This is a genomic window from Collinsella sp. CLA-ER-H9 (genome assembly GCF_040092295.1).
In the GTDB taxonomy this organism is placed as follows: Bacteria; Actinomycetota; Coriobacteriia; order Coriobacteriales; family Coriobacteriaceae; genus Collinsella.
In genome coordinates, this window is the sequence record NZ_JBBNLV010000013.1 from 34,105 (window position 1) to 51,463 (window position 17,359).

At 62.8% G+C, this 17,359-nt stretch carries 13 protein-coding genes; 11 read left to right on the forward strand and 2 right to left on the reverse strand.

Going from position 1 to position 17,359, the window contains the following annotated elements; translation table 11 throughout:
• The first annotated feature begins 80 nt into the window (after positions 1-80).
• Positions 81-1,073, forward strand: a complete 993-nt coding sequence (locus tag AAAX73_RS07740; protein WP_349125558.1) for a PLP-dependent transferase — start codon at positions 81-83, stop codon at positions 1,071-1,073.
• Positions 1,074-1,206: 133 nt separating this feature from the next.
• Here AAAX73_RS07740 and AAAX73_RS07745 read toward each other — a convergent pair whose 3' ends face one another.
• Positions 1,207-1,551, reverse strand: coding sequence for a LysR family transcriptional regulator (locus AAAX73_RS07745; RefSeq protein WP_349125559.1), 345 nt, complete (start codon positions 1,549-1,551; stop codon positions 1,207-1,209).
• A 193-nt stretch (positions 1,552-1,744) separates the two neighbouring features.
• Here AAAX73_RS07745 and AAAX73_RS07750 point away from each other — a divergent pair, with 193 nt between their 5' ends.
• Positions 1,745-3,256, forward strand: coding sequence for an IMP dehydrogenase (locus tag AAAX73_RS07750; protein ID WP_055251158.1), 1,512 nt, complete (start codon positions 1,745-1,747; stop codon positions 3,254-3,256).
• A gap of 263 nt (positions 3,257-3,519) precedes the next feature.
• Positions 3,520-6,096, forward strand: a complete 2,577-nt coding sequence (gene leuS, locus AAAX73_RS07755) for a leucine--tRNA ligase (RefSeq protein WP_349125560.1) — start codon at positions 3,520-3,522, stop codon at positions 6,094-6,096.
• A gap of 104 nt (positions 6,097-6,200) precedes the next feature.
• Here the strand turns inward: leuS and AAAX73_RS07760 are convergent, their stop codons facing one another.
• A complete protein-coding gene (locus AAAX73_RS07760; protein ID WP_349125561.1) occupies positions 6,201-6,773 on the reverse strand; it encodes a hypothetical protein in 573 nt (190 codons plus the stop codon).
• 369 nt (positions 6,774-7,142) lie between these two features.
• Between AAAX73_RS07760 and rimP the strand changes: the two genes are divergently transcribed.
• The 8 genes from rimP to dnaG all read left to right on the forward strand — a co-directional run bounded on the left by rimP (position 7,143) and on the right by dnaG (position 17,206).
• On the forward strand, positions 7,143-7,637 hold the full coding sequence (gene rimP, locus AAAX73_RS07765; protein WP_055251153.1) for a ribosome maturation factor RimP: 495 nt from the start codon (positions 7,143-7,145) through the stop codon (positions 7,635-7,637).
• Between the two features lies 1 nt (position 7,638).
• Complete coding sequence (gene nusA, locus AAAX73_RS07770; RefSeq protein ID WP_055251151.1) at positions 7,639-8,883, forward strand: transcription termination factor NusA; 1,245 nt, start codon at positions 7,639-7,641, stop codon at positions 8,881-8,883.
• Between the two features lie 91 nt (positions 8,884-8,974).
• Positions 8,975-11,689, forward strand: a complete 2,715-nt coding sequence (gene infB, locus AAAX73_RS07775; protein ID WP_349125562.1) for a translation initiation factor IF-2 — start codon at positions 8,975-8,977, stop codon at positions 11,687-11,689.
• 11 nt (positions 11,690-11,700) lie between these two features.
• Positions 11,701-12,111 carry a 30S ribosome-binding factor RbfA gene (gene rbfA / locus AAAX73_RS07780; RefSeq protein ID WP_006234038.1) on the forward strand — a complete coding sequence of 137 codons (411 nt, stop codon included), beginning with the start codon at positions 11,701-11,703 and terminating at the stop codon, positions 12,109-12,111.
• Positions 12,104-13,147: a DHH family phosphoesterase gene (locus AAAX73_RS07785; protein WP_349125563.1), complete on the forward strand. Its 1,044-nt coding sequence runs from the start codon at positions 12,104-12,106 to the stop codon at positions 13,145-13,147. The genes rbfA and AAAX73_RS07785 overlap by 8 nt, the downstream gene beginning before the upstream one ends.
• Before the next feature lie 15 nt (positions 13,148-13,162).
• The gene (truB, locus tag AAAX73_RS07790) at positions 13,163-14,095 is read left to right on the forward strand and encodes a tRNA pseudouridine(55) synthase TruB (RefSeq protein ID WP_349125564.1); all 933 of its coding nucleotides are present in this window, start codon (positions 13,163-13,165) and stop codon (positions 14,093-14,095) included.
• A complete protein-coding gene (gene ribF / locus AAAX73_RS07795; protein ID WP_349125565.1) occupies positions 14,092-15,099 on the forward strand; it encodes a riboflavin biosynthesis protein RibF in 1,008 nt (335 codons plus the stop codon). The genes truB and ribF overlap by 4 nt, the downstream gene beginning before the upstream one ends.
• Positions 15,092-17,206, forward strand: coding sequence for a DNA primase (gene dnaG, locus AAAX73_RS07800; protein ID WP_349125566.1), 2,115 nt, complete (start codon positions 15,092-15,094; stop codon positions 17,204-17,206). Before ribF ends, dnaG begins: the two co-directional genes overlap by 8 nt.
• Positions 17,207-17,359 lie beyond the last annotated feature (153 nt).

The following is a 17,359-nucleotide window of genomic DNA, read 5'->3' on the forward strand; positions in this document are numbered from 1 at the left end:
TCGGCGCTATACTGCAGCCGTTACCCACGATGCGGGGAACACCCGCATCGTGGGTTTTTGTTTTGAAGGGACGGTGCCTTGTGGATGTACAGCAGCTAGAAGAGGCCTGGGCTTTGAGGTCCAGTGCGCGCGAGGCGCGTCTTGTTGCGGCCCCGCATGTGCCGGCGGCTCTGTCGCTGTTGGGTATTGTGCGTCCCGGTGACCGTCTGGTGGCCTTTGCGGACGACTTTGCCGATGCGTTTGCGCACGGCTTTGATGCCTGCGACGTGGCTATGGTGGGTGAGCCGTCGGTTGCAGCGTTTGTCGCCGCGTCCGAGAACTTTGATGCTTCGTTTGATGCCGAGGGGTCGCACCTGTGGTGGTTTGTCAACTCCATCGGCGGGTTTGGTCTGCGCGTCCCCGATCTTCGTGCGTTAGGCCGCGCGGCGCGTGAGGCTCATGCGCTGCTGGTTGTGGACAACACCGTGTCGTCGGCTTTTGGCTGCGATCCGCTGCGGCTGGGTGCCGTGCTGTCGCTCGAGGCGTTCGACCGCGTGTGTGCTGGTAAGGCACCGTGCAAGCTCGTTGCCGCTTCGGTGGCGCGCTCGCAGCTCAAGCGCCATCGTGTGGATGCTGCTGCCAAGTGCGCGCATACCCTGCTTGACGGGTGCGGCTCGTCGGCGCTCGACCTTTCTACCGAGGAGGCCGACGTGCTGGAGCGCGGGCTTTCCTCGTTTAACACCCGCATGCAAGCGCATTTCGACCGCGCCCGTGCGCTGGCCGAGTACTTGGCTGCGAACGAGATGGTGCGTAACGTGCGCTATCCCGGGCTGAGCTCGCATCCCGACCATGCGGCTGCAACGGGAATCCTCGAGCATGGTTTTGGTCCGGCAGTTGAATTTGACCTTATCGAGCGTAGCGCGGGAGAGCTGTTCGACGCTTTGCCGGGGGAGTTTCGCACATCGCCTGCCGGCGGCGCAACGACGCGCCTTTCGGCCCCACGTGGCAAGCAGGGGAGCACCATCCGCCTCTTCGCCGGCACCGACAACCCACTGGTTGTAGCGTCAACCCTAGACAACGCCCTTCGCAACTAGCTAAATCATCCTCGACTCCATAAGTTGCGGTGAAATAGGGATTGATTTACGGCTTTATCGGCATAAACAGTCCCTATTTCACCGCAACTTATGAGAAGGGGTTGTGCAGCTAAAAAGCCCCGTCCCAAATTGGCTACTCTTTGATGCTGGCGATGAGATCGTTGGCCCTTGTTGCAATTACTTGGTTGATCTCGCCCTGCAACGTCTCGTAGACCGCGATGGCTCGCTCGCCGGCGGGGGTGAGGGTGGATCCGCGGGCGCCGTCGCGCTCGATGAGCTTGCAGCCTAGCTGGCCTTCGGCTTCGTTCACAATGCGCCAGGCCTTGGAATATGCCATGCCCATGCTCTTGGCGGCACGGTTGAGCGAGTGCTCGCGGGCAATTCCCTGCAGCAGCAAGACGCAGCCGTGACCAAACACGCCCGGCAGATCCTTGTCGCACGCTTGAATGACCAACTTTGCCGTCGTCTTGTACTCCATGTGCTCCACGTCTCCCCGCTAAAGTGTTTGCTGGGCAAACGCAAAGCCTGCGTCAAACCCTCGTGTGCTCTTCTTAAATCATGCATTGTAGCAGTCAAAGTGCGTTAAGATACTTCCCCAGTATTGGGCGCCCAAGGTTGGGCTGGGTCCTACGAGGCCTGCAGCCGACCGGTCGCATGGAAAAAGGAGAAACATGGCTACGTTCTTTCCCGGTGAGTCCCACACGTTTTCGGAGTATCTGCTTGTCCCTGGTTACTCGTCCTCGCAGTGCATCCCCAACAACGTCTCTCTTAAGACGCCGCTAACCCGCTTCAAGCGCGGTGAGAAGCCGGCAATCACCCTGAACATCCCCATGGTTTCCGCCATCATGCAGTCCGTCTCGGGCGTCGACATGGGTGTCGCGCTCGCTACCGAGGGTGGCCTGTCCTTCATTTACGGTTCCCAGAGCGCCGAGTCCGAGGCCGCTATGGTCAAGGCCGTCAAGGATCACAAGGCTGGCTTCGTTCAGTCCGATTCCACGCTGACCCCCGACATGACCATGGAGCAGGTCATCGAGCTCAAGGAGAAGACCGGTCATTCCACCATGCCGGTCACCGACGACGGCACTCCCAAGGGTAAGCTCCTGGGCATCGTCACCAGCCGTGACTATCGTCCCAGCCGCGATGACCACCAGACGAAGGTCTCCGAGTTCATGACTCCGCGTGAGCAGCTCATCGTGGGCGACAAGAACATCAGCCTCAAGGTTGCCAACGACGTCATCTGGGACAACAAGCTCAACGCCCTGCCCATCGTCGACGACAACGATCATCTCATGGGCATCGTCTTCCGCAAGGACTACGACAGCCACAAGACCAACCCCAACGAGCTGCTCGACGGCGACAAGCGCTACATGGTCGGCGCCGGTATCAACACCCGCGACTATGCCGAGCGCGTGCCGCTGCTCATCGAGGCCGGCGCCGATGTCCTGTGCATCGACTCTTCTGAGGGCTTCAGCGAGTGGCAGAAGCGCACCATCGAGTGGATCCGCGCCAACTATGGCGAGGACGTCAAGGTCGGTGCCGGTAACGTCGTCGACGCCGAGGGCTTCCGCTTTTTGGCGGACTGCGGTGCCGACTTCATCAAGGTCGGTATCGGCGGTGGCTCCATCTGCATTACCCGCGAGACCAAGGGCATCGGCCGTGGCCAGGCCACCGCGCTGATCGACGTCTGCCGCGCCCGTGACGAGTACTACGAGGAGACCGGCGTCTACGTGCCCGTGTGCTCCGACGGTGGCATCGTCTATGACTACCACATGACGCTCGCCCTTGCCATGGGTGCCGACTTTATGATGCTGGGCCGTTACTTCGCTCGCTTTGACGAGAGCCCGACCGAGCGCGTCAACGTCAACGGTCAGTACATGAAGGAGTACTGGGGCGAGGGTTCTGCGCGTGCCCGCAACTGGCAGCGCTACGACCTGGGCGGCGCCGCGAAGCTCAGCTTCGTCGAGGGTGTCGACTCCTACGTTCCCTACGCCGGTTCTCTCAAGGACGGCGTGGGTGGCACGCTCTACAAGGTCAAGTCCACGATGTGCAACTGCGGTGCCCTCTCGATCCCCGAGCTCCAGGAAAAGGCACGCCTGACCCTGGTGAGCTCGACCTCGATCGTCGAAGGCGGAGCCCACGACGTTGTCGTGAAAGACTCCCAGCAGAGCGTTTCCTATCGATAAGGTAAGAGCTGCATATCAAAGGTTGAGCATCAACCACGTTATTTAGATAAAGCGAGATGCCTGCAAGTCGCAGGCATCTCGCTTGTCGTATTTGCTATCATCATGCGAGTTAACGATGTGGCGGGGCGTTCTTACCTTTGCTCGCTGCAAGTTCCGCACGAGCCGAAGAGCACTTAATGTGCTCTTCGTGCGAGCAGGACTGTCCGCAGCAGCGAGTAAAGGTAAGAACGCCCCGCCCCAAACCAGCTAACAAAGGAGCTGATATGTGCGATTGCACAGATCATAAGGATGAGATCCCTGCCTACGACGCGCAGGCCATTGAGTCCAAGTGGATGAAGGCCTGGGAGGACTCCAACCTCTTTGCCGTCGACACCGACGACAGCAAGCCCAAGAAGTATGTGCTCGAGATGTTCCCGTATCCGTCGGGCGACCTGCACATGGGCCACGCGCGCAACTATACCATCGGCGATGCCATGGCCCGTCAGGCCCGCATGCGCGGCTACGACGTTCTGCATCCCATCGGCTTTGACGCCTTTGGCCTGCCTGCCGAGAACGCCGCCATCAAGCACAATACGCAGGCTGCCGCCTGGACGTATAAGAATATGGGCCAGGCGCTCGCCACGATGAAGCGCATGGGCTTCTCCTACGATCTGGATCGCATGGTCAAGACCTGCAGCCCCGACTACTACCGCTGGGGTCAGTGGATCTTTGAGAAGCTGTGGGAAAAGGGCCTGGTCTATCGCAAGAAGAACCCGGTCAACTGGTGCCCCACCTGCAAGACCGTTCTGGCCAACGAGCAGGTCACCGAGGGCAAGTGCTGGCGTTGTGGCACCGAGCCCGAGAAGCGCGACCTTGAGCAGTGGTACTTCAAGATCACCGAGTACTCCCAGGAGCTGCTCGATGATCTGGAGAAGCTTCCCGGTTGGCCCGAGCGCGTCAAGCAGATGCAGGCCAACTGGATCGGTCGCTCCGAGGGTGCCGAGGTCGACTTTACCCTGTGCGACCAGGATGGCGAGCCCATCGAGGGCGATGAGGGCAAGATCACCGTCTTCACCACGCGTGCCGATACCCTCTTTGGCGTCTCCTTCTTTGTCCTGGCTCCCGAGTACGCTCGTCTGCACGAGCTCGTCGAGGGCACGGAGTACGAGGAGGCCGTCACCAAGATCGTCGAGGATTCCAAGCATATCTCCGCCGTCGAGCGTGCCCAGGGCACCCTCGAGAAGCACGGTGCCTTTACCGGCCGCTACGTGGTGAACCCCGTGAACGGCGAGAAGGTCCCCGTGTGGGTTGCCGATTATGTCGTTGCCGACTACGGCACTGGCGCCGTCATGGCCGTTCCCTGCGGCGACCAGCGCGACTTTGAGTTTGCCCGCAAGTACGACCTGCCGATCGTGCCGATCATCCTGGACGATGACGACCGCGCTGCCGTCGAGGCCAGCGGCGAGACCATCGATACCTTCCATGCCGAGACCGTCGACTGGGACTGCGCCCACGCCGCCGAGGGCACGCTCGTCCAGTCCGGCAAATACACCGGCATGCGCGGCGGTAAGCACTCCGAGGGCGAGGCTGCCATCGTGGCCGACCTCGAGGCTATGGGCTGCGGCCGTCGCAAGGTCGAGTTCCGCCTGCGCGACTGGCTCATCAGCCGTCAGCGCTATTGGGGCAACCCCATCCCGGCCATCCACTGCGAGCACTGCGGCATTGTGCCCGTGCCCGAGGATCAGCTGCCGGTGACGCTGCCCGAGAACCTTGACCTGGGCGCCGGCGAGACCCTCGCCGAGTGCAAGGACTTTTACGAGACCACCTGCCCGGTCTGCGGCCGCCCGGCCAAGCGCGAGACCGATACCATGGACACCTTCACCTGCTCCAGCTGGTATTACCTGCGCTATACCGACCCGCACAACACCGAGCTGCCCTTCTCCCGCGAGGCGGCCGACCGTTGGATGCCCGTCGATAACTACATCGGTGGCATCGAACACGCCATTCTGCACCTGCTTTACAGCCGCTTCTTTACCAAGGCGCTGCGCGACCTGGGCCTGCTGAGCGTTGACGAACCCTTCACCAACTTGCTGTGCCAGGGCATGGTCAAGGACGAGAACGGCGACACCATGTCCAAGTCCAAGGGCAACGTCGTGCCCCCGAGCTCGGTCATCGAGCCCTACGGCGCCGACACCATGCGTCTGGCGATCCTGTTTATCGCCCCGCCCGAGAAGGACTTCGACTGGGATCCCAAGGCCGTCGAGGGCGCCAACCGCTTCATCAAGCGCGCCTGGCGTATCGTGTGGCAGCTCGTCCAGTCGGGTGACGCCAACGTGGCCTTCGACAAGTCCGTGCTCGACGAGACCGCGATGAAGCTCTACCGCGAGCGTCACCGCACCATCGCCAAGTGCACCGAGGACTTCGATCGCGGCCAGTTCAACACCGCGATCTCGGCCGTCATGGAGCTCGTCAACGCAGCGAGCGCCTACCTCAACGCCACCGAGGGTGCTGACCGCGACAAGGCCCTGTGCTACGGCGTGGCCAAGGACATTGTGAGCGTCCTGGCGCCCATCTGCCCGTTCTGGGCCGACGAGCTGTGGCACGAGGCGCTCGGCTGCGAGGGCAACGCCTACACCGCCGCCTGGCCCGATTTTGACCTGGCCGAGTCCATCGAGGATACGGTGCAGATCGTCGTCCAGGTGCTCGGCAAGGTCCGCGGCCGCATCGACGTGCCCCGCGATGCTTCCAATGGGGAAATGCAGACTGTCGCCGAGGCCGCTGTCGCCAAGTGGCTCGAGGGCAAGACGGTCGTCAAGGCCATCTGCGTGCCTGGCAAGCTGGTCAATCTGGTGGTCAAGTAAGCACTGCGAGCATAACTGACGCATAAAAGACGAGGGACGACCCCATCGGATCGCCCCTCGTTTTGCGTTGTATGCCCCGCTTGGCTTGTGCCGAGCGTCACCCGCTACGGAATGTGCACCAGGTCCCTAAAGTAGACGTTGCCCGTCTGCTCTTCGAACATCCAGATGTTGAGGTAGATGTCGTTGAGGTCGTTGTTCACGTCAAAGTCCGGATCGTCGAAGGTGCCTACAAAGGTGAGCATCGCGGTCGTTTCTTCGCCTGCGGCGACGCGCTGGCGCATGCGTACGTCGCGGACGACACCGTTGACGTAGGCATAAGCATCGACATCGCCAAACATCATGTCGACATCGGTGCTGTTTGTCACCGCAAAGACCAACACGGCGTCGCCGTAGCCATCCGTGTCCTTGCCCACGCAGGTAACATGGACGTTCTCGTCTGCCTCAAGGTCGATGGGGAACTGTTCTTGAGGGTCGGGACCTAAGCCCTGGGGGTCGACTATATCTTCGTCTATTTTGTCGAAACGCTCCGAAGGCGTCGTTTTCTCGATGGCTTTGGTGCTGCCGAGATCCGGCCTGCATGGTCCGGTTTTACCATCGACGTTGCTGCAGCCCGCCAGAGCGAACGAGCAGGCGGCGACGACGAGCGCGGTCGCGCAGAGGGTGCCTGGGCGTTTCATGGTGTCTCCTTGCCGTAGAGATACTGGAAGGTTGTGCGGTCAATGCGTGCGGTAGGCTTTCTCGCTACAGAAAGCCTCTCAGCTCTAGTCTGGCCGATGTGCGCCCAGGGATGGAATGCCCATAGGGCCCGATTCGGTCGGCGTGCTGGGACGCATGGCCCGTTTTGGGGCTTTTGGGGAGTGCCGCACAGGAGTCCTCGCCTAATTGTCCTATTCTTGTGGAGAAGCTGTGGGCGCGCTGACCTGCGAATTTCTTTGGCGCTTGCACGTTTTCGCAGGTATTGGTATAGTTTACTTGCAAATGAAGTTGTAATTGTAAGAAGTGGGGTTTCGGCCCCGCTTCTTTTTTGTATGGATGGAGGTGCCGCAATGGTCAAGACCAAGACCGAGCAGGCGATCATCGACGCGCTCGAGGCCGTCGCTCCCCAGCACGATGTCGATATTGTCGACGTTGAGCTCGTGGGCGCCACCAAGGCCCCCTGCGTGCGTGTGCGTATCGAGGGTGCCGAGGGTCAGAGCCTGTCGCTCAACGACGTCACGGCCAATACCAAGTGGGTCGGCGACGTGATCGAGGAGCTCGACCCCATTTCTTCGAGCTACACGCTCGAGGTGTCGAGCCCGGGTATGGCGCGCCCGCTGCGCCGTCCGCGCGACTTTGCCCGCTTTGTGGGCGAGGACTGCGAGCTCACCTCCACCGCCACCGAGGGCCGTCGCAAGTACTCCGGCAAGATTGTCGCCGCGACCGAGACGAACGTGACCCTCGAGCTCGAGGACGGCGAGTCCGTCACCCTCGATTTCTCTGATGTTAAAAAGTGCAAGTTGAAGCCCACCTACGACTTCAAGCCCGCGAAGGAAGGAAACTAACATGGCAGCATCCGACATGATGTCCGCCCTGATGGAGCTTTGCCAGGAGAGGCACATCGACCAGCTCTACCTGATCGACCGCCTGGAGCAGTCGCTCGCCAAGAGCTATGCCGAGATCTTGCATCTTGAGTGGGGCGCCAAGGTGACCATCGACCGCACCACCGGCAAGATCTACGTTTACCGTCTGGAGCCGATCGACGATTCCATGGACGAGGAGGGCAACTTCACCGAGTTCGAGGAGATCGACGTCACCCCCAAGAACACGAGCCGCATCGCCGCTCAGCACGCCAAGGCCGAGATCAACGCCATCGTGCGTAACTCCGCCCGCGAGCAGATCTACGAGGAGTTCTCCGGTCGTATCGGTGACCTCATCAGCGGTACCGTGCTGCAGTCCACGCCCGACTTCACGATCGTCAAGATCCGCGATGGCGTCGAGGCCGAGCTGCCGCATTTTGACCAGCGCCGTTACGAGAACGAGCGCAACGAGCGTCCGATGGGCGAGCGCTATCTGCACAACCAGCACATCAAGGCCGTGATCATCGACGTCCGCGATCCCAACTCCAACCTGCAGCCGGTTCGCGGCGAGCACAGCCGTCCGCCGATCGTCATCTCCCGCACCCACCCCGAGCTCATGCGTCGTCTGTTTGAGCAGGAGGTGCCCGAGATCTATGAGGGCACCGTCCAGATTAAGTCGATTGCCCGCGAGCCCGGCCAGCGCTCCAAGGTCGCCGTCCACTCGCTCGACGACCGCCTGGATCCCGTGGGCGCCTGCGTCGGCCCCAAGGGCAGCCGCGTTCGCGCCGTCGTGGGCGAGCTCCGCGGCGAGCGCGTCGACGTCATCCTGTGGGATGCCGATCCGGCCGTCTACGTCGCCAACGCCCTGTCGCCCGCCAAGGTCACCCGCGTCCTCATCGACGAGGAGAAGGCCTACGCCGGCGTCATCGTGCCCGACGACCAGCTTTCGCTCGCAATCGGCAAGGAGGGCCAGAACGCCCGCCTCGCCGCTCGCCTGACCGGCTGGCACATCGACATCAAGTCCGAGACCCTTGCCGCCGACATCCTCAAGAACGTCCCCGTTCACGAGGAGCCCGCCGCCGACCTGATCGGTGACGAGGACGACGACGTCCGTCGCTGCGAGTACGTGTCCGAGGACGGCATTCAGTGCCGCAACCAGGCCCGCCCCGGCTCCCGTTTCTGCGGTGTCCACGACACCGACGCCTTCGATGATGCGGAGGACCTGATCTAGCGCGCGGTCGCGCCGGGCAGGTCCCGGCGCATCTCCCACGCTCGTTCAGTCTCTAGGCACCCAAGGTGCCAGAAAGGGTAGGTGAAGTCATATGGCAAAAGTCCGTGTGTCCACCCTGGCCAAAGAGTTCGGCATGACCTCCAAGGAACTGATGGGTCATCTCGCCGAAATGAAGATTCCCGCTAAGTCCGCTTCCTCCGCGCTGGAGGACGCCTACGTCGCCATGGTCCGCAAGCAGCTCGCCTCGGTGATCGAGGCCCGCGCCAAGGAAGTCGAGGCCGCCAAGCAGGCCGAGGAGGAGGCAGCCGCCGCCGAGGAGGCAGCGCGCGCTGCCGAGGCCGAGCGCGAGCGCATCGCCGCCGAGAAGGCACGCGAGGAGGAGCGCCGCCAGTTCGCAGCCGCCCAGGCTGCCGAGGAGGCCGCCCGCGCCGAGGCCGAGGCCAAGAAGAAGGCCGAGCAGGAGCGCCTTGCCCGCGAGAAGGAGGAGGCTGCCCGCGAGGCCCAGCGCCGCGCCGTCCCCGCTTCCGACTCCGGTTCGCGCTTCCGTTCGCTGCTCGACCAGATTGCCGCACAGGAGACCGTGCTCAAGGAGAAGAAGGACGCCGAGGCGAAGGCCAAGGCCGAGCGCGCCTCCGAGCGCGGCAACCGTCGTGGCGGCAACAACGACCGTCGCGGTGGTCGTCGTAACGATCGCAACGCCTCCGACAGCAACTCCGAGCGCAACGCCTCCGAGAGCCGTCCGCACAGCCATCGCACCAACGCTAGCAACAACGTCGCTGCCGGCATGGACTTCCCCAACCCCGATAAGCAGGGCAAGGGCAAGAAGCGCAAGGGCGGTCACGGCAACGATGAGGACCATTACAGCCGCATGGCTCGCGAGGCCGAAGAGTACAGCCGCGAGAAGGTGCTCGAGGAGGCCCGCGCCGCCGTCGAGGAGGCCTCTCGCGAGTCCACCGGTCGCCGCAAGAAGCGCAAGGAGAAGCGCGAGCGCGAGGCTGCTAAGGCTCAGGAGGAGCGCAAGATTGAGGAGGCGCTGGCCCAGGGCGTGAACCCCGAGGAGCTCGACGCCATCAAGGTCTCCCAGGGCGTTACCGTCCAGGAGCTCGCCGAGGCGCTCGACGTTCCGGCCAACGACATCATCAAGCGCCTGTTCCTGCTGGGCACGCCGCTTACGATGACGCAGTCCATGTCCGACGACCTCGTCGAGCTCGTTGCCGACGACCTGGGCCGTCAGATCAAGATCATCACCCCCGAGGAGGAGAACACCTTCTCGTTCTACGACGATCCCGCCGACCTTAAGCCCCGCGCCCCGGTCGTCACCGTCATGGGTCACGTCGACCACGGCAAGACGAGCCTGCTCGACGCCATCCGCCACACCGGTGTCGCTGCCGGCGAGGCGGGCGGCATCACTCAGGCCATCGGCGCTTCGCAGGTCATGATCAACGACCGCAAGATCACCTTCATCGATACCCCGGGCCACGCCACCTTTACGGCTATGCGTGCCCGCGGCGCCAAGGTGACCGACATCGTCATCCTAATCGTGGCTGCCGACGACGGCGTCATGCCTCAGACCATCGAGTCGATCAATCACGCCAAGGCCGCCGGCGTACCCATCGTCGTCGCCGTCAACAAGATCGATAAGCCGGGCGCCAACCCCGACCGCGTGCGCCAGGAGCTCACCGAGTACGGCATCATCCCCGAGGAGTGGGGCGGACAGAACATGTTCGTCAACATCTCGGCCAAGCAGAAGATCGGTATCGACGACCTGCTCGAGACCGTGCTGCTCCAGGCCGACGTGCTCGAGCTCAAGGCCAACCCCGACACCTTTGCCTCCGGTAACGTCCTCGAGGCTAAGCTCGACAAGGGCCGCGGTTCGGTTGCCACGGTTCTCGTGACACGCGGTACCCTGCACGTGGGCGATACGCTGGTCGCCGGCCTTACCTACGGCCGCGTCCGCGCCATGCTCGATCCTAAGGGCAATGCCGTCACCGAGGCCGGCCCCTCCGACGCCGTCGAGATCCTGGGCCTGCAGTCCGTGCCCAACGCCGGTGACGAGTTCCGCGTGTTCGAGGATGAGCGCGAGGCTCGCGCCCTGGCGGATGAGCGTTCGCTCAAGGCCCGTATCGAGGAGCAGAGCCGCGTGAAGCACGTCACGCTCGAGAACCTCTTCGAGACCATCGCCGATGCCGAGGTCAAGGAGCTCAACCTGATCATCAAGGCCGACGTCCAGGGTTCCATCGAGGCCCTTCAGGACTCGCTCGACAAGATGGATCAGTCCGAGGTCCGCATCAACACGATCCACTCCGCCGTCGGTGCCATCAACGAGACCGACGTCGTCCTGGCCGACGCCTCCAACGCCATCATCATCGGCTTTGGCGTGCGTCCCGACGGCAAGGCCCGCTCCGCAGCCGAGCGCGAGGGCGTCGAGATTCGTTGCTACGACGTTATCTATAAGTGCCTCGAGGAGCTCGACGCTGCCCGCATCGGCATGCTCAAGCCCACCGAGGTCGAGGTCTCCACGGGTACTGCGACCGTCCTGGACACCTTCAAGGTGCCCAAAGTCGGCATCGCCGCCGGTGTCCGCGTCGAGGAGGGCGAGATCGCCGCGACCGATTCCGTGCGCCTGGTGCGTGACGGCATTGTGGTCTTCAACGGCAAGATTGCCTCGATGCGCCACTACAAGGACGAGGCCAAGAGCCTCAAGAGCGGTTCCGAGGGCGGCATTGGCCTGGAGAACTTCCAGGACATCAAGCCCGGCGATCAGATCGAGGGTTACCGCATCGACCAGGTTGCCCGTACCGAGTAGGGGGTAGCGCTATGAAGCAAACGCAGGCAACCCGCCGTTTGGGCGAGCAGCTTCGCGAGAAGCTTGGTTATATCCTGCTCTTTGAGGTTTCCGATCCGCGTCTCGACCTGGTCACCCTGACTGCGGTCGAGGTCGCGGTGGACCGTTCGTTCGCACGCGTGTACGTGTCGTGCGATGCGAGCCGCTACGATGAGGTCATGGAGGCGCTTGCCAGCGCCAAGGGCCGTATTCGCAGCCTGTTGGCTCGCTCGCTCGATTGGCGCGTCACGCCCGAGCTCGATTTTCGCATCGATCGCTCGACCGATGAGGCCGAGCGCATCACGCGTGCGCTGGAAAACGTTCCGGCCACGCTTGCGATCGAAAAGGACGAGGACGGCTACCCCATAGCGGATGCCGCCCAGGAGGCAGCTTTAGATGACTAATTCCGCCGATCTCGCCTCGTGCGAGTCTGCAGATATTAAACGACGCATCCTCGAGCTCATCGAGGGTGCGTCCTCCATTGCGATCTCGGGTCACACCTCTCCCGACGGCGATGCCCTGGGCTCCGTGTTGGGCCTGGGCCTTTCGCTTATGAAGGTGTTCCCCGACAAGGACATCGCCCTGCTGCTGGCAGACGACGATCCCGTTCCGCGCATCTACCGTTTTATGGAGGGCGCCGATCTGCTGGTGCCGGCATCTGCCTACACCGGCAACCCGGACCTGTTCATTTCGGTAGACGTGCCGGTCGTCGAGCGCCTCAATAATTCCGCCGAGGTGTTGCGTCGTTCGGCTCACGTGGCGTGCTTTGACCATCACCCGGCACGCGAGGAGTTTGCCGAGGTCAGCCTTAGGTGTGTCAATGCCGCTGCTTGCGCCATGATCATCGACCGCTTTTTGGCCGATTGCGGTATTACCGCAAGCGACAGCATCGCCACCTGCCTGCTGTGCGGCCTGGTGACCGATACCGGTCGTTTTCAGTACCAAAACGCCGATGCAGCTGCGTTCCATGCCGCCTCGCGCCTGGTCGCGCACGGTGCCGATCCCGCGCGTGTTGCGCTCGAGGTCTACCAGAGCATGCGTGTAGAGTTCTTGCATCTTAAGTCCATCGTTATGGGCCGCATCAAAACAGTGGCGCACGGTCGCGTGGCATATAGTTATGCGTACCAGAGCGACCTCGAGGCCTGCGGCGTCACTTCGGATGAGTGCGACGGCCTGGTCGATGTGGTGCGTTCGGTTATGGGCGTCGAGGTCTGCCTGTTTCTGAAGGGCATTGAGGGCGATACCAAGGTACGCGGCAACCTGCGCTCCAAGGGTGACCTTGATGTGTCCGAGATCGCTGCCAACTTTGGCGGTGGCGGGCATCATGCCGCCGCCGGCTTTTCCAACAACGGAACGATTCGCGAGACGCTCGCCGTGGCACTTCCCATGCTGGCCGAGCTGGTGGGGGAGGATCCCGCTTCGGTGACCGTCGAGCTCTAACATTTTGGATGGTACATGGCTCGTCGTACGCCTTCTCAATTGAATATGCTGCTCGCCGTCGATAAGCCGGTGGGCTGCACGTCCCACGACGTGGTTTCGCAATGCCGACGCGCCCTCCATGAGCGGCGCGTCGGTCATGCCGGAACGCTCGACCCCATGGCATCGGGCGTCATGGTGGTGGGCGTGGGTCAGGCCACACGTCTGCTGGGCATGCTTACGCTTGATACCAAAAGCTACGTCGCCGACATTTCGTTTGGCGTCGAGACCAATACCGATGATGCGGAAGGCGAGGCCGTCCGCACGGTGCCCATTGCCGCCGATCTGCGCGATCCGGCCTATGCCCGCGAGCGCCTGTGCGCCATGTTGGGCCCGCAGATGCAGGTGCCGCCGGCGTTTTCGGCCATTTCGGTCAACGGCGTGCGCGCCTATAAGTCTGCGCGCGAGGGCAATGCCGTTGAGTTGCCCCCGCGTCCGGTCGAGGTGTACTCCGCCGATCTGATTGCCGTGAGCGGCGAGGGCGACGCTTGCGTTTGGACTGTGGCGTTTTCGGTGAGCAAGGGCACCTATATCCGTGCGCTCGCCCGCGACTTGGGTCGTGCCTGCGACAACGCGGCACATATTTCCGCGCTGCGCCGAACGGCTTCCGGCATTGTCTCCATCGGTGCTTGCCATGCGGTCGAGGAGCTTTCTGCCGAGTCCGCTGCCGGCTTTGCCCTGGATCCCATTGCGGCACTAGGCGCCACGCGCGTCGACTTGCCGGGTGATCTTGCCGACGATCTGCTGTGCGGACGTCGTATTTCTATTGAGCGCGCGCTTGTGGGCTTCGATGCGTCGAAGGCGCCGTTTGCGCTGGTGCTCGATGGCGGGCTCAAGGCGCTCGCCCGTATCGAGGGCGGTCGCTTTGTTATGGAGCACGTCTTTCCGCAGGCGATCGGCGGTGTTCGATGATGCTGGCCTCCCACGAGCTTGCGCGTATTTTTTTCGCGGGCGAGTCGGATGAGGCTCGCATCGTTGCCGCCGATGCATTTGATGATTGCGCTTGCCTGGGCGCCGCGTCGATTGCCATCGGCGTATTCGATGGCGTGCATCGGGGGCATCACGAACTGATAGACGAGGTCGTTCGCGATGCGCATGCTCACGGCTGCAAGGCGCTCGTGGTCACCTTCGATCCCGACCCGGACGTGGTGGTGAGCTCTTCACCCGCTCAAAAACTGATGACGACGGCCGACCGTCTGCATGCCCTGGCTCTCACCGGGGTCGATGCGGTCGTGGCCGTTCCCTTTACGCCCGCGGTGGCGGCACTTGACCACGTAGGCTTTCTTAAGTTGCTTTCGCGCGTCGTCGATATCCGCTCGATTCGTGTGGGTAGCGACTTTAGGCTGGGTCGCGGCGGCGCATCGGGCGTTGCCGAGATGCAGGCATGGGGTGCCGAGCGCGGCGTTGACGTCTATGGCCACGAGCTACTGTGCGTCGATGGACAGACAATCTGCGCCACCCGGATTCGCCAGGAGCTGTGCCAGGGTCATGTTGAGCTTGCCGCCGAGCTGCTCGGCCGCCCGTACATGCTGCGCGGTATTGTTGCCGGCGGTCGTCACCAGGGCTCCGACATGGGTTTTCCCACGGCAAACATCCAGGTGCCCGAGGGCATTCAGGTACCTGCCGATGGTGTCTACGAGGGTCTTGTTCTGGTTGACGATACCGTGTGGCCTGCCGCCGTCAACGTGGGCCTGCCGCCGACGTATGCCGACGATTCCGCCTCGGCGCATCTCGAGGCCAACTTGATCGGGTATGCGGGCGACCTGTACGGCGCCTCGGTGTCGCTGGCGTTTACGCGTTGGCTGCGCCCGTCGCGCGTGTTCGATTCGCTGGACGAGCTTATCGCGACCGTCGAGGGTAACATTGACGATATTCGCCACAACTTGGGTGAGCAGGGGGTGAGCATACGTGATTAGCGATGAGGAAAAAGACCAGGTACGCGCTGCGTCCGATCTGGTTGCCATCGTGCAGGAAACGGTTGAGCTCAAGCCCCGCGGCCATGAGTTTTGGGGCTGCTGCCCCTTCCATGGCGAAAAGACCCCGTCGTTTCACATTATTCCCGCCACGCAGGTGTGGCACTGCTTTGGCTGTGGCGAAGGCGGCGACGTCTTCACCTACATCATGAAGCGCGAGAACCTGAGCTTCCCCGAGTCGATTCGCTACCTGGCCGACCGTGCCGGCATTGAGCTGCACGATACCGGCGCCTATCGCGAGCGCGGCACCAAGCGTGCCCGCATCTACGACCTGTGCGCCGAGACCGCCCAGTTCTACCACACCATGCTCATGCGCGGTAAGGACAGCCGTCCGCGCGAGTATTTCGCCAGCCGCGGTATGGGCGGCGACGTCTGCCGCCGCTACTGCCTGGGTTTTGCGCCGGGTCGCAACGCGCTGGTGTCGCATCTGTCGCAGGCAGGCTTTACCCCGCAGGAAATGATCGATGCCAACGTGGCCGTGAGCCGTGGGCGCGGGCAGCTTGCCGACCGTTTTTACGACCGCGTGATGTTTCCCATTTTTGACGAACAGGGTCATAACATCGCCTTTGGCGGGCGCATTATGGGCGACGGACAGCCTAAGTACCTCAACACCGCCGAGACGAGCGTGTTCCATAAAAAGCGAAACCTCTATGGCTTTAACTGGGCCAAGGAGTTTATCGTCGCGCAGGATACCGCCATCGTGGTGGAGGGATATACCGACTGTATCGCCTGCTGGGAGGCGGGGATCAAAAACGTCGTCGCCACGCTGGGTACGGCGCTGACGGAACATCATGTAAAGACGCTCACCCGTTTTGCCAAGCGCATTGTATATATGTTCGATGGCGACGCCGCCGGTCAAAAGGCCGCGCGCCGTGCGATTCAGTTTATCGAGCAGGATTTGATGGACCTGCGCTGCGTGGTGCTTCCCGACGGCAACGACCCCATGGAGTTCATCACCGCGCATGGTGGCGAGGCTCTGCAAGCGCGCATCGATGCCGCCGAGCCCCTCATGGACTTTGTGTATCGCTCGCTGCAGGAGTCGAGCGACATTACCACGCCGGGCGGCCGTGCCAAGGCGCTCGAGGATGCGCTGACGCTCATCTATCCGCTGCGCGATAGCTACATGATCGATACGTACTTTATCCAGATTGCCGACCTGCTGGGGCTGGACTTGGAGACGGTGCGTTCGAGCTCGGGCCGTGTGTTTCGCGATGTTGCCAAGCGCGAGGACGCCGAGCGTCGTCGCGAGCAGAACTACGAGCGCCAGCGGGCGCAGGCCGAGCGTGCAGGCAGCGCGGGCGGTCGGGCGTCTGGTTCGCAAGGGACGTCTCGCGGTGCTTGGGCGTCGGGGGTGACGCCTCCGGTGTCCACACCGGTCGAGGAAGAACCGTACGACTATGTGCCGCTCGAGGCCTATGGGGCCGCGCCGGTCGAGGTCGTCGACGATGTGCCGCCGATCGATGTGCCGGTTGGCATGGATGGCGCGGCGCCGGTTGCCGATGCAACGGGCGCGTCTGCGGCTCCGACGATGCCGATCGTGCTGACCGACCTGGAGCGAAAGTCTTTGGCGGGGGAGCGCGAGCTGCTGACGATGCTCACGAGCTACCCCGACCTGTTCCGCACGTATGCCGACCGCATCTGCTCGATCGAGTGGGTGGATCCGCGCCACGAGTCCATCGCGTGGGCCGTGCTCGCGACGCCGCCGGGCACCGACCCCACGGCGTGCATGGATGCGGCGCGCGCGGTGTGTCCCGAGGCAGCGTCGCTTGTCAGCGCCGGGCGCATTTCGTCGACGAGCAAGCACCCCACCGAGACGAACATCGTGTTTATGCTTGATACCCTTGAGCTCTACACCATCAAGCGCCGCATGCGCGCCGCACAGGCCAAGCTTCGCCAGGACCGGTCGCTCGACGATGAGGCACGCCGTGTGCTGACGATGCAGGCGATGCAAGATTCTCAGCGCCAGCGCGAGCTCCAAAAGTCGATCGGCGGCGTGGCAGACCCGTTCCGTTTGATCGGTTTGGAGACAACGGGTGCCGATCAGGCCTAGATGTTGTGGTCAACCAGCGTATTTGCGGTTGATTTCCAATCTCAGCCGAACACATTGAGCAAATAGCCCATTCCCGCAGTTAGCCGAACGCCCCCGCGGCCCCTCCCGGGGTCCGGGGGCGGCATTTTCCCAGTTGAAGGAACGGTGGAGATG